16 protein-coding genes are annotated in these 20287 nt (G+C 70.1%); 9 read left to right on the top strand and 7 right to left on the bottom strand.

Annotation, left to right across the window (positions count from 1 at the left end; genetic code table 11):
• Positions 1 to 133: 133 nt before the first annotated feature.
• From paaZ to paaE, 6 genes are read left to right on the top strand one after another with little or no spacing between them, the layout of a single operon-like run.
• On the top strand, positions 134 to 2197 hold the full coding sequence (gene paaZ, locus LY13_RS10050) for a phenylacetic acid degradation bifunctional protein PaaZ (protein ID WP_253828050.1): 2064 nt from the start codon (positions 134 to 136) through the stop codon (positions 2195 to 2197).
• Positions 2194 to 3171: a 1,2-phenylacetyl-CoA epoxidase subunit PaaA gene (paaA, locus tag LY13_RS10045; protein ID WP_253828049.1), complete on the top strand. Its 978-nt coding sequence runs from the start codon at positions 2194 to 2196 to the stop codon at positions 3169 to 3171. The genes paaZ and paaA overlap by 4 nt, the downstream gene beginning before the upstream one ends.
• Entirely contained in the window at positions 3168 to 3452 is a 285-nt protein-coding gene (gene paaB / locus LY13_RS10040) for a 1,2-phenylacetyl-CoA epoxidase subunit PaaB (RefSeq protein WP_253828048.1), read from the top strand. The genes paaA and paaB overlap by 4 nt, the downstream gene beginning before the upstream one ends.
• 43 nt (positions 3453 to 3495) lie before the next feature.
• Complete coding sequence (gene paaC, locus LY13_RS10035; protein WP_253828047.1) at positions 3496 to 4374, top strand: 1,2-phenylacetyl-CoA epoxidase subunit PaaC; 879 nt, start codon at positions 3496 to 3498, stop codon at positions 4372 to 4374.
• Positions 4368 to 4931 (top strand): 1,2-phenylacetyl-CoA epoxidase subunit PaaD, encoded by a 564-nt coding sequence (paaD, locus tag LY13_RS10030; RefSeq protein ID WP_301298716.1) that lies wholly within the window; start codon positions 4368 to 4370, stop codon positions 4929 to 4931. The genes paaC and paaD overlap by 7 nt, the downstream gene beginning before the upstream one ends.
• Positions 4915 to 6021 carry a 1,2-phenylacetyl-CoA epoxidase subunit PaaE gene (paaE, locus tag LY13_RS10025; RefSeq protein WP_372493804.1) on the top strand — a complete coding sequence of 369 codons (1107 nt, stop codon included), beginning with the start codon at positions 4915 to 4917 and terminating at the stop codon, positions 6019 to 6021. The genes paaD and paaE overlap by 17 nt, the downstream gene beginning before the upstream one ends.
• A gap of 447 nt (positions 6022 to 6468) precedes the next feature.
• Here the strand turns inward: paaE and LY13_RS10020 are convergent, their stop codons facing one another.
• A complete protein-coding gene (locus tag LY13_RS10020) occupies positions 6469 to 6873 on the bottom strand; it encodes a hypothetical protein (protein ID WP_253828045.1) in 405 nt (134 codons plus the stop codon).
• A gap of 611 nt (positions 6874 to 7484) precedes the next feature.
• Between LY13_RS10020 and LY13_RS10015 the strand changes: the two genes are divergently transcribed.
• Positions 7485 to 7883 carry a hypothetical protein gene (locus LY13_RS10015; protein WP_253828044.1) on the top strand — a complete coding sequence of 133 codons (399 nt, stop codon included), beginning with the start codon at positions 7485 to 7487 and terminating at the stop codon, positions 7881 to 7883.
• Between the two features lie 419 nt (positions 7884 to 8302).
• On the opposite strand, the gene LY13_RS10010 is transcribed toward LY13_RS10015, so the two are convergent.
• From LY13_RS10010 to LY13_RS09990, 5 genes are all read right to left on the bottom strand, one after another.
• A complete protein-coding gene (locus LY13_RS10010) occupies positions 8303 to 10168 on the bottom strand; it encodes a serine/threonine-protein kinase (protein ID WP_253828043.1) in 1866 nt (621 codons plus the stop codon).
• Positions 10165 to 12042, bottom strand: a complete 1878-nt coding sequence (locus tag LY13_RS10005) for a serine/threonine-protein kinase (protein ID WP_253828042.1) — start codon at positions 12040 to 12042, stop codon at positions 10165 to 10167. Before LY13_RS10005 ends, LY13_RS10010 begins: the two co-directional genes overlap by 4 nt.
• Positions 12042 to 13088 carry a tryptophan--tRNA ligase gene (locus tag LY13_RS10000; RefSeq protein WP_253828041.1) on the bottom strand — a complete coding sequence of 349 codons (1047 nt, stop codon included), beginning with the start codon at positions 13086 to 13088 and terminating at the stop codon, positions 12042 to 12044. Before LY13_RS10000 ends, LY13_RS10005 begins: the two co-directional genes overlap by 1 nt.
• Before the next feature lie 71 nt (positions 13089 to 13159).
• Complete coding sequence (locus tag LY13_RS09995; protein ID WP_253828040.1) at positions 13160 to 13972, bottom strand: SGNH/GDSL hydrolase family protein; 813 nt, start codon at positions 13970 to 13972, stop codon at positions 13160 to 13162.
• A 240-nt stretch (positions 13973 to 14212) separates the two neighbouring features.
• Complete coding sequence (locus LY13_RS09990) at positions 14213 to 16159, bottom strand: propionyl-CoA synthetase (protein ID WP_301298715.1); 1947 nt, start codon at positions 16157 to 16159, stop codon at positions 14213 to 14215.
• A 125-nt stretch (positions 16160 to 16284) separates the two neighbouring features.
• Here LY13_RS09990 and LY13_RS09985 point away from each other — a divergent pair, with 125 nt between their 5' ends.
• Together LY13_RS09985 and LY13_RS09980 are read left to right on the top strand one after the other, a co-directional pair.
• On the top strand, positions 16285 to 17970 hold the full coding sequence (locus LY13_RS09985) for a serine/threonine-protein kinase (RefSeq protein ID WP_253828038.1): 1686 nt from the start codon (positions 16285 to 16287) through the stop codon (positions 17968 to 17970).
• Between the two features lie 32 nt (positions 17971 to 18002).
• Entirely contained in the window at positions 18003 to 18686 is a 684-nt protein-coding gene (locus LY13_RS09980; RefSeq protein ID WP_253828037.1) for a lysoplasmalogenase, read from the top strand.
• Here the strand turns inward: LY13_RS09980 and LY13_RS09975 are convergent.
• Complete coding sequence (locus LY13_RS09975) at positions 18637 to 20193, bottom strand: dolichyl-phosphate-mannose--protein mannosyltransferase (protein WP_253828036.1); 1557 nt, start codon at positions 20191 to 20193, stop codon at positions 18637 to 18639. The two genes, LY13_RS09980 and LY13_RS09975, sit on opposite strands and share 50 nt — an antisense overlap.
• Between the last annotated feature and the right edge of the window lie 94 nt (positions 20194 to 20287).

Below are 20287 nucleotides of genomic sequence, written 5' to 3'. Positions count from 1 at the left end.
ACGCTAACATTAATTCCCGACCGTTCGGTTAGTAATTGCACGAGTCCCGGTCCGCGAGGTTGCGGTCGTACGAGATCGCCGGGCGCGCGACGTCCGGACCCGCCGGAACTCGTGGTCGAGAGAGCGAGGATCGATGGGCAACGGAGCCGATTCGCACGAGGACGGGACGCGATCCGGCGTTCTGCGCAGCTACGTCGGCGGACGCTGGCAGCGCGGCGGGGGTGACGGCGCGCCGGTGTGCGACGCCGTGACGGGTGCCGAGGTGGCCCGCGTGTCGTCCGACGGCATCGATCTGGCCGCCGCGCTCGACCACGGGCGCCGGACCGGCGGTCCCGCGCAGCGCGAGCTGACGTTCCACCAGCGCGCCGCACTGCTCAAGGCACTGGGTTCGCACCTGCGGGAACACCGCGACGAGCTCTACGCACTCTCGGCGCGCACCGGCGCCACACGCGGCGACTCGAAGTTCGATGTGGACGGTGGCATCGGCGTGCTGCTCGCGTACGCGAGCAAGGGCAAACGCGAACTGCCGAACGACACGGTGTACGTCGACGGTGACGTCGAACCGCTCAGCAAGGGTGGCACCTTCGTCGCGCGGCACGTCGCGACACCGTTGCGGGGCGTGGCCGTGCAGATCAACGCGTTCAACTTCCCGGTATGGGGACCGTTGGAGAAGCTCGCGCCCGCCTTCCTCGCCGGCATGCCGAGCCTGATCAAACCCGCGAGCCAGACCGCCTATCTCACCGAGAAGCTCGTCGAGCTGATCGTCGAATCCGGGATCCTGCCCGAGGGGTCGGTCCAGCTCGTCTGCGGCAGCGCGGGCGACCTGCTCGACCACGTCACCGAACAGGACGTCGTGTCGTTCACCGGCTCGGCCGACACGGCACGGAAGCTCCGCGCCCACCCGGCGCTCGTTCGCAACTCGGTGCGCTTCAACGCCGAGGCGGATTCGTTGAACTGTTCGATCCTTGGTCCGGACGCCACCCCGGGTACCGCCGAGTTCGACCTCTACGTCGACCAGCTCGTCACGGAGATGACCGTCAAGGCGGGGCAGAAGTGCACCGCGATCCGCCGTGCCTTCGTGCCCGCGGCGTTGCTCGACGACGTCGCCGAGGCCGCGCGGCAGCGGCTGGAGAGGGTGACGGTCGGCGACCCGGCGAGTGCGGACATGGGTGCGTTGGCGAGTCTCGAACAGCGTGAGGAGGTGCGCCGCAGTCTGAAGGCGTTGCAGGGCGCGGCGACCGTGGTGTTCGGTGATCCGGAGCACGTCGAGGTCACCGGTGCCGACGCCGAGCGTGGCGCGTTCCTCTCACCCGTGCTGCTGTCCGGCGACCCGGAGCGGGCCGAACCCCACGAGGTCGAGGCGTTCGGCCCCGTGTCGACGTTGCTGCCCTACACCTCCACCGACCAGGTCGTCGACTTCGCCGCCCGCGGCAAGGGCAGTCTCGCTGGGTCGGTCGTGACCGGTGACAAGGACTTCGCACGCGAGGTCGTGCTCGGCGCGGCGCCGTGGCACGGCAGGCTGCTGGTGCTCGACGCCGACGACGCACGCGAGTCGACCGGGCACGGTTCGCCGATGCCGCAGCTCGTCCACGGCGGCCCGGGACGTGCCGGCGGTGGCGAGGAGCTGGGCGGCATCCGGGGCGTGCTGCACCACATGCAGCGCACGGCCGTCCAGGGCAGCCCGGCCGTGCTCGCGGCGGTCACCGGCCGCTGGACGCCTGGCGCCCCGCGGACGACGACCGACGTGCACCCGTTCCGCAAGTCGCTCGCCGAACTGCGCGTGGGCGACGCGGTCGTCGCGGGTCCGCGCACGGTCACGGCCGAGGACGTCGCACACTTCGCCGAGTTCACCGGCGACACGTTCTACGCCCACACCGACGAGGCCGCGGCCGTGGAGAACCCGCTGTTCGGCGGCATCGTCGCGCACGGCTACCTCGTCGTGTCGCTGGCGGCGGGCCTGTTCGTCTCGCCCGAGCCCGGCCCCGTGCTCGCCAACTACGGCCTGGAGAACCTGCGCTTCCTCACGCCGGTCAAGCCCGGCGACTCGCTGACGGTGACGTTGACCTGCAAGCAGATCACGCCGCGCGAGAACGCCGACTACGGCGAGGTGTGCTGGGACGCCGACGTGACCAACGCCGACGGCGACTCGGTCGCCAAGTACGACGTGCTCACCCTCGTCGCGAAGGAGGCGGCATGAGCGTCACCGAACCAGCACTGTCCGAAGCGGACTCGGAGCGGCGCTTGGAGCGGCACTTCGAGGACGTGATCGCGAAGGACCAGCGGATCGAGCCGCGGGACTGGGTGCCCGAGGCGTACCGCAAGACGATGATCCGGCAGATCGCGCAGCACGCGCATTCGGAGATCATCGGCATGCAGCCGGAGGGAAACTGGATCACCCGGGCGCCGTCGTTGCGCCGCAAGGCGATCCTGCTGGCGAAGGTGCAGGACGAGGCGGGCCACGGGCTGTACCTGTACTCGGCGGCGGAAACCCTCGGCGGTGACCGTGACGACATGACCGAGAAGCTGATCAGCGGTCGGCAGAAGTACTCGTCGATCTTCAACTATCCGACGTTGTCGTTCGCCGACGTCGGCGTGATCGGCTGGCTCGTCGACGGCGCGGCGATCTGCAACCAGGTTCCGCTGTGCCGCAGCAGCTACGGGCCGTACGCCCGCGCGATGATCCGCATCTGCAAGGAGGAGTCGTTCCACCAGCGGCAGGGCTACGAACTGCTGATGACGATGATGTCCGGCACCGATGCGCAACGCGAGATGGTGCAGGACGCGGTGAACCGGTACTGGTGGCCGTCGCTGATGATGTTCGGCCCGCCCGACGACGATTCGCCCAACACGGCGCAGTCGATGGCGTGGAAGATCAAGCGCCACACCAACGACGAGCTCCGGCAGCGGTTCGTCGACATGACCGTGCCGCAGGCCGAGGCGCTCGGGGTGACACTGCCGGATCCGGGCCTGTCGTGGAACGCCGACCGCGGGCACTACGACTTCGGCGCCATCGACTGGGACGAGCTCAAACAGGTCATCTCCGGCGGCGGGCCGTGCAACACCGAGCGGATGGAGCGGCGTCGCGCGGCGCACGAGGACGGCGCGTGGGTACGTGAGGCCGCGGCCGCGCACGCGCGGAAACAGCAGCAGCGGAAGGAGGTCGCGGCATGACGGGCGAATGGCCGCTGTACGAGGTGTTCGTACGAGGCAAGCGGGGACTCAACCACGTGCACGTCGGGTCGCTGCGGGCCGCCGACGACGACATGGCTCTCCGCAACGCGCGTGACCTGTACACGCGGCGCAACGAGGGCGTGAGCATCTGGGTCGTCCAGGCCGCCGACATCGCCGCGTCCAGTCCTGACGAGAAGGATCCGTTCTTCGCCCCGTCCGGCGACAAGGTCTACCGGCACCCGACCTTCTACGACATCCCGGAGAACGTCCCGCACATGTAGGTCGCCGGGGCGGGCATTCCGCCTCCCGAACGAGGGAACGCACATGGCTTTCGACAACGCCTACGAGGCGCTGGCCGACGCCCACGACGACGCGCGGTGGGCGTTCGGCACCGGATTCGAGGATCCGCTGTCCGGAGTGGACACGACGGTGCCGGCCGGTGTGGACGGAGACGATCTCGCGCAGTACTGCCTGATGCTCGGCGACGACGCGCTCGTGCTGTCGCACCGGCTGCAGCAGTGGTGCACCCGGGCGCCGGAGCTGGAGGACGAGGTCGCGATCGCCAACATCGGTCTCGACATGCTCGGCCAGGCGCGGCTGTTGCTGGCGCGGGCGGGCAAGGCCGACGGCACCGAGCGGGGCGAGGACCACTACGCCTACTTCCGGGGTGAACACGAGTTCCGCAACGTCCGGCTCGCCGAACGCGAACAGGCCGACTTCGCGCAGCTCATCGCGACGGTGCTGGTGCTCACGACGTGGCGGCTCGCGGTGTTCCAGCGACTGCGCGAGTCGGCCGACCCGGTGCTGGCCGCGATCGCGCAGAAGGGCGTCAACGAGCTGACCTACCACCGCGACTACGCGGCGCAGTGGGTCGTGCGGCTCGGGGACGGCACGGAAACCTCGCACGCCCGTACGGTCGCGGCGCTGGACGACGTGTGGCCGTTGGTGGCGGAGCTGTTCGAGACGCACGACGTCGAGCGTCGGCTGCACGGTGTCGCCGTCGATCCGGCCGAGGTGCGCGACGAGTTCGACGACGTGCTCGCGCAGGTTCTGTCGGCCGCCACCCTGGAGCCGCCGCAGGTCCGTGCGAAGGCGGGCGTCGCGGGCGGCAAGGGCCGCGACGGCAGGCACACCGAGGCGATGGGCTACCTGCTGGCGGAACTGCAGAGCGTTGCGCGAGCGCACCCGGAGGCGACATGGTGACGGCCAGGACCGACGAGATCACGGGGGCAGGCGTGTCCACGGGCGCCACCGTTCCCACGGGCACGTCCGTGACCGCGCGGCAGGTGGCCGAGACGGTGACCGACCCGGAACTGCCGATGCTCACGCTGGCCGACCTGGGCGTGCTGCGGGAGGTCACCGAAACGGCCGACGGCGTGACGGTGTCGATCACGCCGACCTACAGCGGTTGCCCCGCGATGGACACCATGCGCGACGACCTCGTCCACGCGTTGCACGAGGCGGGTTTCGGCGAGGTGGAGGTCCGCACGGTGCTGCATCCGCCGTGGAGTACGGACTGGATCACCGAGCGGGGGCGCAGGCGACTCGCGGAGGCGGGGATCGCACCGCCGGGTGCCGCGCCGCGGCGGGGGAGCGGCCCGGTGCCGGTGCAGCTGTTCCCGCCGCAGCGCCGGGTGAGCTGCCCCCACTGCGGAGCCGCCGACACCGAACCGGTGTCCGAGTTCGGGCCGACCGCGTGCAAGGCGCTGCGCCGGTGCCCGGCCTGCTCCGAGCCGTTCGAGCATGTCAAGGAGATCTGACGTGACCGCATCCACCACACCCGTCCGGTCCCGGCTGCGAGGCGAGTTCCACACGCTGACCGTGGCGGGCGTCGACCGGTTGTGCGACGACGCCGTCGCGGTCACGTTCGCCGTGCCGCCCGAGTTGGCCGACGTCTACGATTTCCGCGCGGGACAGTCCCTCACGCTGCGCCGGAGCATCGACGGGCGGGAGGAGCGCCGGTCGTATTCGATCTGCGCGGCGGAGGGGAGTGCGCTGCGGATCGGTGTGCGGGAGGTTCCGGGTGGGCTGTTCTCCGGCTGGCTGGTGCGGGAGGTGCGGCCCGGCGACGAGGTCGAGGTCGCCGCGCCGACGGGTACGTTCACCCCGGCCGAGACGTCGGGCAGGCACGTGCTGATCGGTGCGGGATCGGGGATCACTCCGCTGCTGTCGATCGCGGCGACGGTGCTGCGCGACCCGGCTGCGACCGTGACGCTGCTGTACGGCAACCGCCGCAGCGACACCGTCATGTTCGCCGACGAACTGGCCGACCTGAAGGACCGCTATCCGCAGCGGCTCGAACTGGTGCACGTGCTGTCCAGGGAGCCTCGGGAGGCGGAGCTGTTCACCGGCAGGCTCGACGCGGACAAGCTCCGCGGACTGCTGGCGCTAGTCGGCGAGCCGGGGGAGATCGCTGGGTGGTGGCTGTGCGGTCCGTTCGACATGGTGGCGGGCGCGCGCGACCTGCTCGGCGACGTGGGCGTGCCCGTCGACCGCGTTCACGCCGAACTGTTCTATGCGGGTGACGTGCCCCCGGAACCGGTGCGGCACGTCGAACAGCAGGCGACGGCCGACGCGTGCGACGTCACGGTCGTCCTGGACGGCAGGCGCACCACGACGGCGCTTCCCGGCGACGTGTCCATTCTCGACGGTGCGCAGCGCGTGCGGCCGGACCTGCCGTTCGCGTGCAAGGGCGGCGTGTGCGGCACGTGCCGGGCGAAGGTCACCGGCGGCGAGGTGGCGATGCGCCGCAACTTCGCGCTCGAACAGGCCGAGGTCGACGCCGGTTTCGTCCTGACCTGCCAGAGCGTCCCCGTCTCCGGCGAGGTCACCGTGGACTACGACGTGTGAGCCGTTGTCTGGCGCGTCGTCCGCACGTCCTGCACTACACGCGTGTTGCGCTCCCCGGGGCCCGTGTTGCAGTTCCCGGGGGCTGTGTTGTCGATTCCGGGGCCCGTGTTGCAGTTTCCGGGGGCTGTGTGCGTCTTCGTGGCCCGTGCGTTTCCGGGCGTGTGTGGCCGGTGGCATGTTCGGGGTGAGGACGGGTTCGCGGTGCGCGGTGTGAGTCGCTCTGTGCCGTCGGCACCGTGGGCCGCCGTTGGCCGTCGACGTGGAACCCCCACCGGCCCAAGCCCGTTCGTGGTCGTGATCGCAGTGCCGGGCAGGGCGGTGACACCACGGCATGACGCACTCGCGGTGCCGGACCCGCACCAGTTCCCGGATCGCCGCGCTCGGTCGTCGCCGGGTGCGCCCCAGATCCACCGGCTCGCCCGTACCCGGATCGCACAGCACCGCATGTCAGATACTCCGCTCGTTCGTCATGATCTCGCGGGCGATCGGTGCCGGGATCGGCCCGCAACCGTCCAGCTCGCACTCCTCGTCGGAGATCGACAGGGCCGCGTCGACGGGGCCGTGCACAGAGAGCATCGCCGTAGCCTCGGGAGCTGCCGTTCCCGGACCGCGCCCCAGAAGCAGGTCAGCGGTCACGTCCGCGCGTAGTTGATCGAGCGTCCGCCCGTCGTCGCCATCACGGAGCAGTGACCGCGCCAGTGCATCGACGCCCGAGTAGCACGCGGCGGCGATCTCCGTGGGCACGCTGACCGCCAGGGACGACGACACGGGTTCCTGAAAGCGCGACACGGGCTCCCGAATCGACAACACGCGCCCCTGAAAGCGCAACACGGGCTCCTGGGAATGCAACACGGCGGGATAGTTGCCGTGGGTGACGGTTTCAGATTCTGAAGATGTCATCTATACTTCGCGTACTTCGCGTACTTCGCGTACTTCGCGTACTTCGCGTACTTCGCGGAAAACGTAGGGCGGGTGTTATGGGTTCGACGGGGAAGCCTCAGTGGAGGCGGTGGCACAGAGCCCTGTTTATTTCCGGAAACGTAGGGGTCGTGACCTACGTCGTAGGTGGAATAATTGTACTTTTCACGCATGGGCATATTTCCGCATTTGTTGTTCAGGTGACGGTCTTCCCTGCTTCGCTGATTGTTCTCCAGGTTGGAAGGACGTTGCGTGAACGGCAGATCAAGCAAGCGGGATTCAGGTTCTCGTGGCGCGACTTGTGGAGAAATGAAAGCTAGTGCAAAGGGCTACTGTGGCGGCGGATTGCGAGTGTGGTGTCAGATCGTCCAGCGTTCGGTGCCCCACTCTTCACGCGTGTTTAAACGCACACGTCGGCGAATGTTCTAGTGCGGTGGGGGTTGAATCAAAGGTCTGTGAAAAATAACGAGAATCCAAGATGAAATCGACGCTACAGGTTTGCAGCCGCGTTACCGGCGCCAAGGCTTTCGCCCAGATGTAGAGTTATGAATAGAATCGAGGATTTTATGGCCGAGTCGTACCCGAAATTTCCTGAGAACTTCCTGCGGTTCGAGGGTGAGAAGGTTCTTGTTGTTTACCCTGGAAATCGCAGGCAGAGCTGGTATAGGCAGGTTGGAGGGTGGGTGTACCTGACCAACTTCAGGATTATGTTCTGCCCAAATAAGCTGGAACAGTTTCTTGCGGCAAAAGAGTGGTGGAGTTGGGGTAAGGATGTGACTGGCGCAAGTCCCGTCGGGCGACAATGGAGCGATTTTCTCGGTGGTGGTGGACGCAAGAGGATGAGGGTGTCGTTCCGTGATGCGCCGAGTGGGCTATTTGTTGTCAACGGTCCGGAAAAGATCGTCGAGGAGGTCGAGTTTTGGAGGTCGGATCTCGATAGTTGAGCCCGTTGGTCCAGGCTGCAGATGAAGCCGCGACTATGGTGCTCGACGGTGAGGTGGAGGACGCGACAGCTCTTCGCCAGGAGCCCCTGGACGTTTGTCAGTAGCGGGCCGGCATCAGCTCCGGGCCGGCGTGAACACCGGGCTCGTGGCGGCAAGCAGTGCTCGTGTCGCGCGCGTCCTGGTCTACACCGAGAACGATGGGGCAACATGATCGGCCCACCACGGACAAGGGCCAGTGCTGGCGGTGTTGCTGGCCACGCCGTGGCGTCGTGACGACAACACGCGCCCCGGGAAGCGCAACACGCGCTCCGGAAGGCGCAACACGCGCCCCGGGAAGCGCAACACGCGCTCCGGAAGGCGCAACACGCGCCCCGGAAAGCGCAACACGCGCCCCCGAAGGCGCAACACGGCGGGTGGGGTCAGCCGGCCGGGGGTAGGTTCTTGAGTACCGAGTTGGCGAGGGCCTTCGCGTGCTCGCACGGCTTGGCCTTGTCGTCGTTGGCCGAGAAGGTGACGCTGGCCGTCTCGATCGTCGGCAGCACGTCGTCCGAACCCTCTTCGAAGTCGCGGTGCTTCCAGTCGATGGAACAGGCAGAACTGCGGCTGTTCTGATACCCGGTGACGCCGTTGAGCTGGACCGGTTCGACGTCGCGGTAGCTGTTCTCCGGGCCGAACGTCGACGTGGGCGTGAGTTCGGCGCGCAGGGTGCCGTGGCCCTTGATGGCGTCGATGCGGCAGCTGCTCAGGTCGTCGGCCGTCTTGGACTGGACGACGCCGAGTTGTTGCTGCACGGCCTGGTCGTCGATCAGCGAACACAGGTCCGCCCGCGCGAGGCTGCCCTCCGGCAGGTTCTGCTTCGGCGGGTCGGTGCGCAGCTTGTCGACAGCCAGGTCCAGGGCCGCGGTCAGGTGATCGCACATCCCGGCGTCCTCGGACGCCTCCAGCGTGATCGCCTGCTGCGGCGACGACGGCGACGCGACCGCCCGGCTGCAGCCCGAGCTCGTGCTCTCCTGCAACACGGCTTGGCCCGCGACCCGGTCCCCGGTGGCGCTCATGCGGGAGCGGTCGATCGTCGCTCCGAGCTCGAGATTGATCGAACCCGAGGAGAATCCGCCCTGGCCGAAGCGACAACGATGCAGGTACGTCGAATAGGCCGACGGCTGCAACGTCGTGTCGCCGAAGGTCTCCCCCTCCAGCAGCGCGCACGCGTCGATGTCGCGCAGGCGGTCGACGCCGAGTGCCTGCGCCACCGGCTCGCGCTGGTCCGGCTCGATCACGGTGCCCGCGACCGGCGAGAAGCCCTGCACGACGGCGAGAGCCACCACGGCGGCGGTCGCTCCGACCAGCGCGGTCACCTTCGGCCAGCGCGGCTTGCGGGGAGGTGGGGGCGGTTCCGGCGGCGGCAGCGCCAGCACGTGCCGAACCTCCGCCTCCTGGGCGTCGATCAGCCGCTGGATCTCGGCGGGCCAGACCGGGCCCTCGTGGTCGATCGGGCCGACCATGTCGAGCAGCTGCGCCGGCGTCGGCCGGGCGTCGGGATCGCGGGCGAGGCACGCCTCGATCACCGGCAGGACCTCGGGCGGCACCCCGTCGAGCTGCGGCGGCTCGTGCACCACGTTGTACAGGGTCTGCGCCGCGGTCGTTCCCGTGAACGGGCCTTGCCCGGTCGCGGCCATCACCAGCAGCGTGCCCAGCGAGAAGATGTCGCTCGCCGGCGTGAGGTCCTTGCCCTCGGCCTGTTCCGGCGACATGTACGCGGGCGACCCGACGACCGTGCCGGTGCTGGTGAACTCGGCACCCTCGGCGGCACGGGCGATACCGAAGTCGATCACCCGCGGGCCGTCGGAGGTGAGCAGCACGTTGCCCGGTTTGAGGTCGCGGTGGATCAGCCCGGCGCGGTGCACGTCCGACAACGCCGTGGCCAGGCCCGCGATCAGCCTGCGCATCGACGGCACCGGCAGCGGGCCGGACGCGTCGACCGCGTCCTTCAACGGCGGGCCCGCCACGTACACCGACGCCAGCCACGGCGCCTCCGCCTCGGGGTCGGCGTCCATGACGGCGGCGGTGTAGGCCCCGGACACCCGGCGGGAAACCTCCACCTCCTGCCGGAACCGCACGCGGAAGCCGTCGTCCTTCGAGAATCCGGGGTGGATGCGCTTGACCGCGGCGACCCGGCCGTCCTGGCTCAGGCACAGGAACACCTGGCCCATGGCGCCCTCACCGAGCAGTGCCAGCGGGCGGTAGTGGCCGATCGGGTGGGACTGTTCCGGTTGCAGTGGCTTCACGACGTCGGCAGCCCTTCCAGCACGGCTTCGCTGAGTTTGCGGGCGCGCTCACACGCGAGCTCGGCGGTCGTGCTCTCGTCGTCGTACCGGCCCCTATAGGACACCTCGACGACCTGCGCGTAGTAGTCGGAGTCCTCCCCGGACACGGGCGCCTGCGCCCACTCGATCTGGCACGAGGGGGATCCTGTCGAACTCGGCCGTTGGTAGACGTCCCTCCCGCCGACCTCGACCTTCTTTGTGTCGTCCGACGAGGACTCGGCCGGGTCGCCACTGATGCCGACGGACACGACCCCCTCGCCGCCACCGCTGTAGGTGCACTCGCGGAGGTGGTCCGACTCGACCGACGGCGTCTGCCCGAACACGTCCTGCGCCCGCTGCCTGCTGACGAGCAGACACGTGTCGACCTCGGCGAGCGCGCGGTACTGCTCGTCCCACGTGCCGTCGCCCTTCCGGGCCGCCTTCACCGCCTCGCCGAGGTGCTTCTTCCCCGTCTTGCACGGCGTGTAGTCCTTGCCGGGTGTGCCGTCGCCGTACCAGCCGACGGTGACCCCGATGCTGTTCGTCGGCGTCTGCGGGAGCACGCCGGCCACGGTGCACCGCCCGTCCTCGGGGCCCCTGACGAGCGTGGCCAGCCCGGCCGTCTTCCCCTCGGATCTGCTGGAACTCGACAGGACACGCGAGCCGATTTCGAGCGTCACCGTCACGTTCTCGTTCACCTCGAACCGGCACGAGTCGTAATCGGTGCTGCCGCGGGACTTCAGGCTGGTGACGAGCTTGCACGGGTCGAGCTTGCGCAGCGACGCCGGCGCCAGCGGCCCGGTGGGTGCCTCGGTGGTCGGGATCGGGTCGGGCTCCTCGGCCGCCACGGTCGTCGCCGTGCCCGCCTGGGGTGTGGTCACGCCGACGAGCCCGGTCACGCCGAGTGCCGCGACCATGATCAGCGCGGCGAGCGCGACCACCAGGCCGCCGCGCGACTTCCGGAGGTCCGACCCGGCGAGTACGGCGTCGACGTCGTCCTCGTGGCCCCGGATCTCCTGCCGGACCCGTTCCGGCCACGGGTTGTTCGTGGGCGGCAGGGTGCCGATCAGCCCGCGTAGCTGGTCCGGCGTCGGCCGCTGCGCGGGGTCGCGCGCCAGGCACGGACCGATGATCGACATCAGCTCGGGCGGGACCTTGCTCAGGTCCGGCTCGCCGTGGACGACGTTGTAGAGCGTCTGCGGGGTCGTGTTGCCGGCGTACGGGCTCTTGCCCGTCGCAGCCATGACCAACAGTGTGCCCAGCGAGAAGATGTCGCTGGCCGTCGTCAGGCTGCGGCCCTCGGCCTGCTCGGGTGACGTGAACCCGGCCGAACCGACGACCGAACCGGTACTCGTCAGCTCGGAACTGCCTTCGACGGCGCGGGCGATGCCGAAGTCGATCACCCGCGGGCCGTCGGAGGCCAGCAGGACGTTGCTCGGCTTCAGGTCGCGGTGGACCAGGCCGGCGCGGTGGATGTCGGCCAGCGCCGACACCAGGCCCGCGGCGAGGTGCCGCACGGCCTCCGGCGGCAACGGGCCCGCGGTGTCGATCGCGTCCTGGAGCGAGGGCCCCGCCACGTACACCGACGCGAGCCACTGCTGCTCCGCCTCCGTGTCGGCGTCCATGACGGCCGCGGTGAAGGCACCGGAGACCTGCCTGGACGTCTCGACCTCGCGACGGAATCGCTCCCGGAACCCCTGGTCGTGCGAGAACGCCGGGTGGATGCGTTTGAGCGCCGCGGGCCTGCCGTCCGGCGCCATCGCCAGGTACACCCGGCCCATGCCACCTTCGCCGAGCATCGCCAGCAGGCGATACCGGCCCGCGTACTCCCTGTCGCCTTCCCCCAGGACCTTCATCAGCGCGCCACGCCCGTCAGCCCGATCGCCTCACGCACCTGCGACAGCACGCGGCCCGCGCGCTCCCGTGCCTTCTGCGCGCCCTCGGCGAGCACCGTGTCGAGCTCACTGCCGGGCTCCATCAGGGCCTCGTACCGCTCGCGCAGCGGGGCGATCTCCGCGTTCAGCACCTCGAACAGGACGTTCTTGAGCTCGCCCCAGCCCATGCCGCCCGCTTCGAGCCGCTTGCGGGTGTCCTCCACGACGTGCGCGTGGTCGGGCGACGCGAACTGTTCGAGGATCTGGAACGGCGCCGAGGTGTTCGGGTCCTTCGGCTCCTCCACCGGCGTGCTGTCGGTGGGGATGCGCCGCACCAGCTTGAGGAGTTTCTTCTCGGGCAGGAACAGCGGGATCGTGTTGTCGTACGACTTGCTCATCTTCCGGCCGTCGAGCCCCGGCAGCGTCTGCCCTCGGCTCTCGTCGGGGACGATCGCCTCGGGCACCTTGAGCGTGTAGTTCTTGCCGTACACGTGGTTGAAGCTGCCCGCGATGTCGGCCGCGTACTCGACGTGCTGCAGTTGGTCCCTGCCGACCGGCACGACGTCCGACTCCATGATCAGGATGTCGACGGCCATGAGGATCGGGTAGTTGTACAGGCCCATGTTGACGCCCGCGTCCGGGTCCTCGCCCGCCTCGACGTTCTTGTCGCGCGCCGCCTTGTAGGCGTGGGCCCGGTTCATCAGACCCTTGGCCGTCATGCACGAGAGAACCCAGTTGAGCTCGAAGATCTCGGGCACGTCCGACTGCACGTAGAACGTCGTGCGCTTCGGGTCCAGGCCCGCGGCCAGCCAGGTCGCGGCGACCGAGCGCGTGTACTGCCGCAGCTCCTCCGGGTCCCGCAGGCTGGTGAGCGCGTGGTAGTCCGCGATGAAGTAGACCGAGTCGTATTCCTCGGTGAGCGTCAGTGCCGGCCGGATCGCTCCGACGAGGTTGCCGAGGTGCGGCTCACCGGTCGGTTTGATGCCGGTCAACGAGACCTTCGCTCCGCTGGTTACGGCCTGTGACATGGGGGTCATCGTACTGGCCGCCGCTCGCGCGATTGCCGGAAGGCGGCAACTCGCACGGCGACGACCGGAGCTCAGGCGGGCCGGGGCGTGTCGCGGTCGACGGACAGTAGGTCGTCGAGCACGGGCCGCAGTTGCGGGCGCTTCGGCGTGAACCCGTCGCCCGAGCACCGGCCGGTGAGGCGGTTCGTCACCCGGGTACGGGCCGTCGGCAGCACCGAACCCCAGAACCAGCGTGCGTGGGAGAGCGGACCCGGCGAGTGGGGTGCGCCCGGCAGCGGGGCGAGCCAGCTCGGCTCGTAGCGCACGTCGAGGGTGTCGAGCACGTGTCCGGCGACCCGCCGATGGCCGTGCTCGCTCAGGTGCAGCCGGTCCCGGCCGAAGTAGCGCAGGTCGTGGACGGACTCGTCCGGCCACAGGTCGACCACGCGGGCGCCGTGGACGTCGGCGGCGGTGCGCACCGCGTCGTTGAACGCCTCGATGCGCGAGCGCATCCAGCGGACCAGCGGGATCCGCCCGGACACGTCGGAGAGCGTGAACACCACGACCTCCGGTGCGATGTCGGTGAGCAGTCGCAGCGCGGCGCGCACCCGGTTCGCCACGACCTCGTGGTCGAAGCCGCGGGTCGCCATGAGGTCGTTGGCGCCGCCGCACAGCGCGACCAGGTCCGGCTCGAGGTCGGCCGCCGCGGGAACCTGCTCGACGACGATCTGATCGAGGCGTTTGCCCCGCACGCCCAGATTGGCGTAGTGGAGCGCCGGTTCGTCGCAGGCCAGGCGCTCGGCGACGAGGTCGGCCCAGCCGCGGTACATCGGCCTGCCGGGGTACGGGTCGTCGAGACCCTCGGTCAGGCTGTCGCCGAGCGCGACGAAACGCTGGTAGGACATCTTCCGCTCACACCCTGTTCGGTTCGGCTTCGCTCCCGGTTCCCGCGGGATTACCGCTTCCCGGGAGTGTCGCCCCGAATGGGCTAAACGTTACCGGGCCGTGACCGGTGTGGCCGTTTCGGCGCGGATTCGGCGGGTTCGGACGGCCGGCGGTGGCCCGCCCAGGGGACGCTGCGCGCCGGGCGGGGCGCCCGGGTGGGGCGAGCCGGTCCTGTACGGCCGGCTCGTCCCACCTTCCCATCAGGCGTCGGTGCGCAGCACCGGCTTCAGTGCGGTGAGCACCTCCGGGTCCTCGATGGTCGAGGGGATCGGCTCGTCGCGGCCGTCGGCGATGCCGCGCATGGTCTTGCGCAGGATCTTGCCCGAGCGGGTCTTCGGCAGCGCCTGCACGACCGACACCTCCCGGAACGCGGCGACAGGGCCGATCTCCGACCGCACCGCCTCGACGAGCTCGTCGCGCAGCCGGTCCTCTGCGATGTCCACTCCCGCCTTGAGCACGACGAACCCACGTGGCAGCTGCCCCTTGAGCTGGTCGGCCACGCCGATCACGGCGCATTCGGCGACCGCGGGGTGGGCGGCCAGCACCGCTTCCATCGACCCGGTCGACAACCGGTGGCCCGCGACGTTGATGACGTCGTCGGTGCGGCCCATGACGAACAGGTAGCCGTCCTCGTCGAGGTAGCCGGAGTCGCCGGTGAGGTAGTAGCCGTCGTAGCGGGAGAGGTAGGCCTCCTTGAACCGCTCGTCGTCACCCCACAGCGTCGGCAGCGCGCCCGGAGGCAGCGGCAGTCTGATCGCGATCGCGCCCTCCTTGCCCGCGGGGAGGGACACGCCGTCCTGGTCGAGGATCCGCACGTGCCAGCCCGGCACCGGCATCGTCGCCGACCCCGGTTTGACCGGCATCGGCTCGAGGCCGCGCAGGTTGGCGGCGATCGGCCAGCCCGTCTCGGTCTGCCACCAGTGGTCCACGACCGGCACCCCGAGCTTGTCGTGCGCCCAGTGGTACGTCTCCGGGTCGAGGCGCTCCCCGGCCATGAACAGCGTCGTGAAGCCGCCGAGGTCGTACTTGTCCCGTTCCCCCGCGTCCGGATCGACGCGCTTGACCGCGCGCAGCGCCGTGGGCGCCGTGAACAGTGCCTTCACCCCGTGCTCGGAGACGACGCGCCAGAACGCGCCCGCGTCCGGCGTGCCGACCGGCTTGCCCTCGTACAGCACCGTCGTGGCACCGATCAGCAGCGGCGCGTAGACGATGTAGGAGTGGCCGACGACCCAGCCGACGTCGGAGGCCGTCCACCAGACGTCGCCGGGGTGGATGTCGTACACCGCACCCATCGACCACGTCAGCGCCACGGCGTGCCCGCCGTTGTCCCGGACGACGCCCTTCGGCTTGCCCGTGGTGCCGGACGTGTAGAGCACGTAGAGCGGGTCGGTCGCCGCGACCGGCACCGGATCGGCGGGCGTCGCGCCGGCCATGAGGTCCGCCCAGTCGACGTCCCGGCCGGTGAGCTCGGCGCGGCTCGCCTCCCGCTGCAGGACGACCACGTGGTCCGGCTGGTGCTCCGTGGCGGCGAGCGCGTCCTCGACGATCGGCTTGTACTCGACGACCCGGCCCGGTTCGATGCCGCAGGAGGCCGCGACGATCGCCGTCGGCTTCGCGTCCTCGACCCGCGCGGCCAGTTCCTTCGGGGCGAATCCGCCGAAGACGACCGAGTGCACCGCGCCGAGGCGTGCGCACGCCAGCATCGCGACGACCGCCTCGGGCACCATCGGCATGTAGATGATCACCCGGTCGCCCTTCCCGACGCCGAGGGAGCGGAGGCCGCCCGCGAACCGGGCCACCTCGTCGCGCAGCTCGGCGTAGGTGTAGGTGCGCTGCGACGACGTGACGGGCGAGTCCCAGATCAGCGCGGCCTGCTCGCCGCGGCCCGCGTCGACGTGCCGGTCGAGCGCGTTGTGGGCGGTGTTCAGTTCACCGTCGGGGAACCAGCGGTACAGCGGGGCGCGGGAGTCGTCCAGAGCCTTCGTGGGTGCCTTCGTCCACGTCACTCCGCGGGCGGCGTCGAGCCAGAAACCCTCCGGGTCGTTGATGCTGCGCTCGTAGGTGTCGGCGTACGCGCCCATCGCGGCTCTCCTTCGTGCCTTGTGCTCTGCGCTGAGTCTTCGACTCTCGACCGTAGGACGTTGCATGTGCGCTGCACCAGAGCGACGCCCGGCGAGGCGGATGCGCCCGCGGCCACGGCGGCCGACATACTGTGCACCGGCAGGCCCGTGGGCCGAGGACGTCATCAGCGACAGGCACGGAGGCGCGAGAGGTGGAATCGATCGCTGGCTCGTTGTTGTCGCTGGCGTACCGGATCTTCCAGCCCGGGTTCTGCCCCGGCGACTGGGTGTGGGCGACCAGCATGGCGGGCTTGCTCATGGGTCTGTGGCCCGTGTTCGGCGCGCTGGTCATCGCGATCGTCCGCAAGTTCACGGGCAACCGCTACACCGGCGCCCCACTGATCGCCATCGGCGCCATCGCCCTCGTCACGGTGCTGCTGATGCCGTGGCTGCTCGCGACGGGCGTCTCCGGCATCTACCGCGACGTCTTCGCGGGCGGTACCGGCGGGCTGACCCCGACCGACGTCGCGAACATGTCGCGGGAGTACTGCTTCGTCGGCCCGCAGACCGAGTACCTCGGCGGCGGGCAGAACATCTACGAGACGCTGTTCTACCCGTCCGGCGACTCGCTGGCCTACGGCTACTACCTGGGCGGCCTGGTCGGCCTGCCGATCCTGACGTTGCTGGCGGTCATGCTGCTCGGCCGGGTCGCGCTGCGCCGTGGGCCGAAGTGGCCGGGCCGCTTCGTCTGGGGCTCGTACGTCGCCTTCGTCCTGCTGTCGGCGGGCGTCGAGGCCAACACCGCCATCCACCTGTGGCTGGGCTTCCTGCCCGCCGTGATCCTCGGGATCATCCCGGTGGCGATCGTCGGCGCTCCCAGCTGGTCGACGATCCAGCGGTCGGACGCGCCGCCGGAACCCCGGCCGGCCCCGCGGCCCGAACCACGTCCCGAACCCCAGCGGCGGCCGGAACCCGAACCGCCGCAGCGGCAGTACGCGCCCACGGCCGTCGCGCCGTCCCCGCCGATGGCAGCGGCCGCGGCCGTGCCTGCGGCGTCGAACGGGTCGGACGGCCGGTTCGAGCGCATCCGCAAGCTCGGCCAGGGCGGGTTCGGCACCGTGTGGCAGGCGCGGGACACCCAGCTGGGCCGCACGGTCGCGCTGAAGATCGCGCACGTCACCGACCAGGAGACCCAGGAGCGCATGCGGCGCGAGGCCCGCGCGCTGGCGATGCTGTCGCATCCCAACTGCGTGCGCGTTTACGACCTCGTCGAGGAACACGACGGCATGGCGCTGGTCATGGAGTACCTCGAAGGCCGGTCGCTGGCCGACACGGTCGACACGGGCGGTGCGCTCGACGACATGTCCGCGGGCAAACTGTGGGCGACGCTCGCGGGCGCGCTGTCGGCGGCGCACGAGAAGGACGTGCTGCACCGCGACATGAAGCCGTCGAACGTCATCCTCGACCCGCAGGGCCTGCCGCACCTGATCGACTTCGGCATCGCCCGCAGCGCCGGCGACGCGAAGCTGACCGCCACGGGCATGATGATCGGCACCCCTGACTACACGGCACCGGAGATCGCGGAGGGGTCGACCGCCACCCCGGCCTCGGACGCCTGGCAGCTCGCCGCGACCGTCAGTTACGCGCTGTCCGGACATCCGCCGCGCGGCACCCGAGAGACGCCGATGGCCGCGCTGATGGCCGCAGCCCGCTCCGAACCGGCGAGCCACCTGCCCCGGCAGAGCGTGCACGCCCGGCTGCTGCGGGCGTCGCTGGATCCGCAGCCGCGGAACCGGCCTACGCTCGACGCCGTGGAGCGGGAGGTCGGCGGCTGGCTCTCCCGGATCGGTGCGTCCGCCGACGGACCGGTGACGCAGATCGTGCCGCGCTCGCGGTGACCCGGAACCCGGCGGGCCCGTCCCGTCGTGTCGTGCCGGCCGTGGTGTTCGCCGTCGCGTACGCCGCGGTGGCCGTTGTGCACCTGGTCGTGCAGGTCACCGGCCCCGCAGTACTGTCGCGGCCGACTCAGGTGCTGCTCATGCCGCTGCTCGCGGGGTGGTTGTGGTGTGCGGCGCCCGAGCGCACGCGGCCGGTGCGGTTCGTGACGGTGGCGCTGGCCTTCTCGTGGCTCGGGGACACGCTGCCCGCGGCGTTCACGGGGGACGTCGCGTTCCTGGCCATGGTCGGCGGGTTCCTGCTGGCCCAAGTCACGTATGTCGTGGCGTTCTGGCCGTACCGGCACGCGTCGTTGCTGCGCACTCCGGCCGTGGCGGGATACCTCGCGGCGTTCGGCGTGCTGTTCGGGCTCTGCGCGCCGGGTGCGGGCGGGATGCTCGTCCCGGTCGCGGTCTACGGCCTCTGCCTCACGTCGATGGCGGTGCTCGCCACGGGGGCAGGTCGGCTCGCCGGGATCGGCGGTGCGGTGTTCTTCGTGTCGGACGGGCTCATCGCGCTGGGCGCGTTCGCCGACTGGTACGACCCTCCCGCGCACGACCTGTGGGTGATGATCACGTATCTGGCGGGTCAGGCGCTGCTGGCGGTCGGTGTGCTCCGCGCGGGCAGGCTCACCGCCAGGACGGAAGCCACAGCTCCGCGTTCCACCGCTCCGGAGTGATCGGCTCACCGACGAGGATCGGCCACAGCCACACGAAGTTCGCCACGACCAGGCCCGTGTACAGCGACACCACGAGCAGTCCCGTGCCCCGGCGTTCGAACCCGGCGTGCGCGCGGCCGAGCAGGTGGCCCAGCACGAGTGTGATGCCGAGGATCAGGAACGGCGCCAGCGGCGTGGCGTAGAAGAAGTACATCTGCCTGTCGAGGTTCACGAACCACGGCAGCAGGCCCGCACCGTAGCCGACGAGCACGGCGGCGTACCGCCAGTCGGCGCGGAAGACCGTCCGCCACAGGCCCCAGCCCAGCACCGGCAGCGCGAGCCACCACATCGCGGGGGTGCCGATGAGCATCGTCGCCTGGACACAGTCGCTCTGCCCGCAGCCGTCGATATGACCACCGGACTCGTGGTGGTACAGCATCGGCCGGAGGCCCATCGGCCACGTCCACGGCTTCGACTCCCACGGGTGCGGATCGCCGTCGGGCGTGGCCAGGCTGCTGTGGAAGTCGAGGACGTTCAGCGTGTACAGCACCAGGTTGCGCAGTGCATCCGGCAGGAACGCCAGCGAGCCGTCGCCGCTGATCTCGGCGTAGTGCCGGTCCGTCGCCGTCTCGGAGGCGAACCACGCCCACCAGGTGGACAGGTACACCAGCACGGAGATCACGCCGATGCTCCACAGCGCCGGAGCCAGGTCGCGGCGCAGCATGCCCGTCCACGGCCGGGCGACGCCCGCGGTGCGCCGGGCGGCGACGTCGAACGCGATCGTCAGCAGGCCGAACGCGATCACCCAGTACATGCCGGACCACTTGATGCCCGTGGCCAGTCCGAGCATCACGCCCGCCCCGAACCGCCACCAGCGGAACCCCAGCCGCGGGCCGAACGGGGTGTTCCACGCCCAGCCCTCCCGGACGGCCGTCGCGAGGCGTTCCCGCACCTGGTCGCGGTCGATCAGCACGCAGCCGAACGCCGCGACGACGAACAGGGCCTGGAAGATGTCGAGCATCCCCATCCGCGACTGGAGGTGCAGTACGCCGTCGCAGATGACCAGGATGCCCGCGATCGCGCCGAGCAGCGTCGACCGCGTCAGCCGCCGGGCGATGCGGACGACCAGCAGGATGATCAGCGTGCCCGCGAGCGCCGCCGTGAGCCGCCAGCCCCAGCCGTTGTAGCCCAGCAGCCACTCGCCGATCGCCATGAGCTGCTTCGCCAGCGGCGGATGGACGACCAGTTCGTAGCCGTAGTTGTCCTCGTAGCCGCCGTTGCGCAGCATCTGCCACGCCTGCGGGACGTAGTGTTTCTCGTCGAAGACCGGGGACCCGCCGTCGGTGGGGTGGCCGAGATTCCACAGCCGCACGACGCCGCCGACGGTGGTGATGACGAGCGTGACCCACAGGGCGCGCATGCGGTCGGCGGGCATCGGGGTGCCGAGCAGCGCGGCCTCGCGATCCGACGGCGGTTGCCCGGCCGGACCGGTTCCGGCGCGGTGCGGTCGCGGCAGTACGGCGGTCACGGAGGCCGATCTTACGGCCGGCGGTGTTGAGCCCCGTGCAGCCGTGTCGGTGTCGAAACGCCCCCGGGGCACCTTGGTTGCATTGAATGCGACC

Origin of the sequence: Prauserella aidingensis, assembly GCF_024171865.1 — a bacterium.
Lineage (GTDB): Bacteria > Actinomycetota > Actinomycetes > Mycobacteriales > Pseudonocardiaceae > Prauserella > Prauserella aidingensis.
Note: the sequence above shows the minus strand (reverse complement) of the source record. Positions and strands in the feature narration are given on the sequence as shown.

Excerpts from the sequence above, each read along its gene's own strand:
- LY13_RS10005 (WP_253828042.1), bottom strand. The coding sequence starts at position 12,042 with ATGAAGGTCCTGGGGGAAGGCGACAGGGAGTACGCGGGCCGGTATCGC.
- paaE (WP_372493804.1), top strand. The coding sequence starts at position 4,915 with ATGTCAAGGAGATCTGACGTGACCGCATCCACCACACCCGTCCGGTCC.
- LY13_RS09995 (WP_253828040.1), bottom strand. The coding sequence starts at position 13,972 with ATGTCCTACCAGCGTTTCGTCGCGCTCGGCGACAGCCTGACCGAGGGT.
- paaB (WP_253828048.1), top strand. The coding sequence starts at position 3,168 with ATGACGGGCGAATGGCCGCTGTACGAGGTGTTCGTACGAGGCAAGCGG.
- paaD (WP_301298716.1), top strand. The coding sequence starts at position 4,368 with ATGGTGACGGCCAGGACCGACGAGATCACGGGGGCAGGCGTGTCCACG.
- paaA (WP_253828049.1), top strand. The coding sequence starts at position 2,194 with ATGAGCGTCACCGAACCAGCACTGTCCGAAGCGGACTCGGAGCGGCGC.
- paaC (WP_253828047.1), top strand. The coding sequence starts at position 3,496 with ATGGCTTTCGACAACGCCTACGAGGCGCTGGCCGACGCCCACGACGAC.
- paaZ (WP_253828050.1), top strand. The coding sequence starts at position 134 with ATGGGCAACGGAGCCGATTCGCACGAGGACGGGACGCGATCCGGCGTT.
- LY13_RS10000 (WP_253828041.1), bottom strand. The coding sequence starts at position 13,088 with ATGTCACAGGCCGTAACCAGCGGAGCGAAGGTCTCGTTGACCGGCATC.
- LY13_RS09990 (WP_301298715.1), bottom strand. The coding sequence starts at position 16,159 with ATGCAACGTCCTACGGTCGAGAGTCGAAGACTCAGCGCAGAGCACAAG.
- LY13_RS10015 (WP_253828044.1), top strand. The coding sequence starts at position 7,485 with ATGAATAGAATCGAGGATTTTATGGCCGAGTCGTACCCGAAATTTCCT.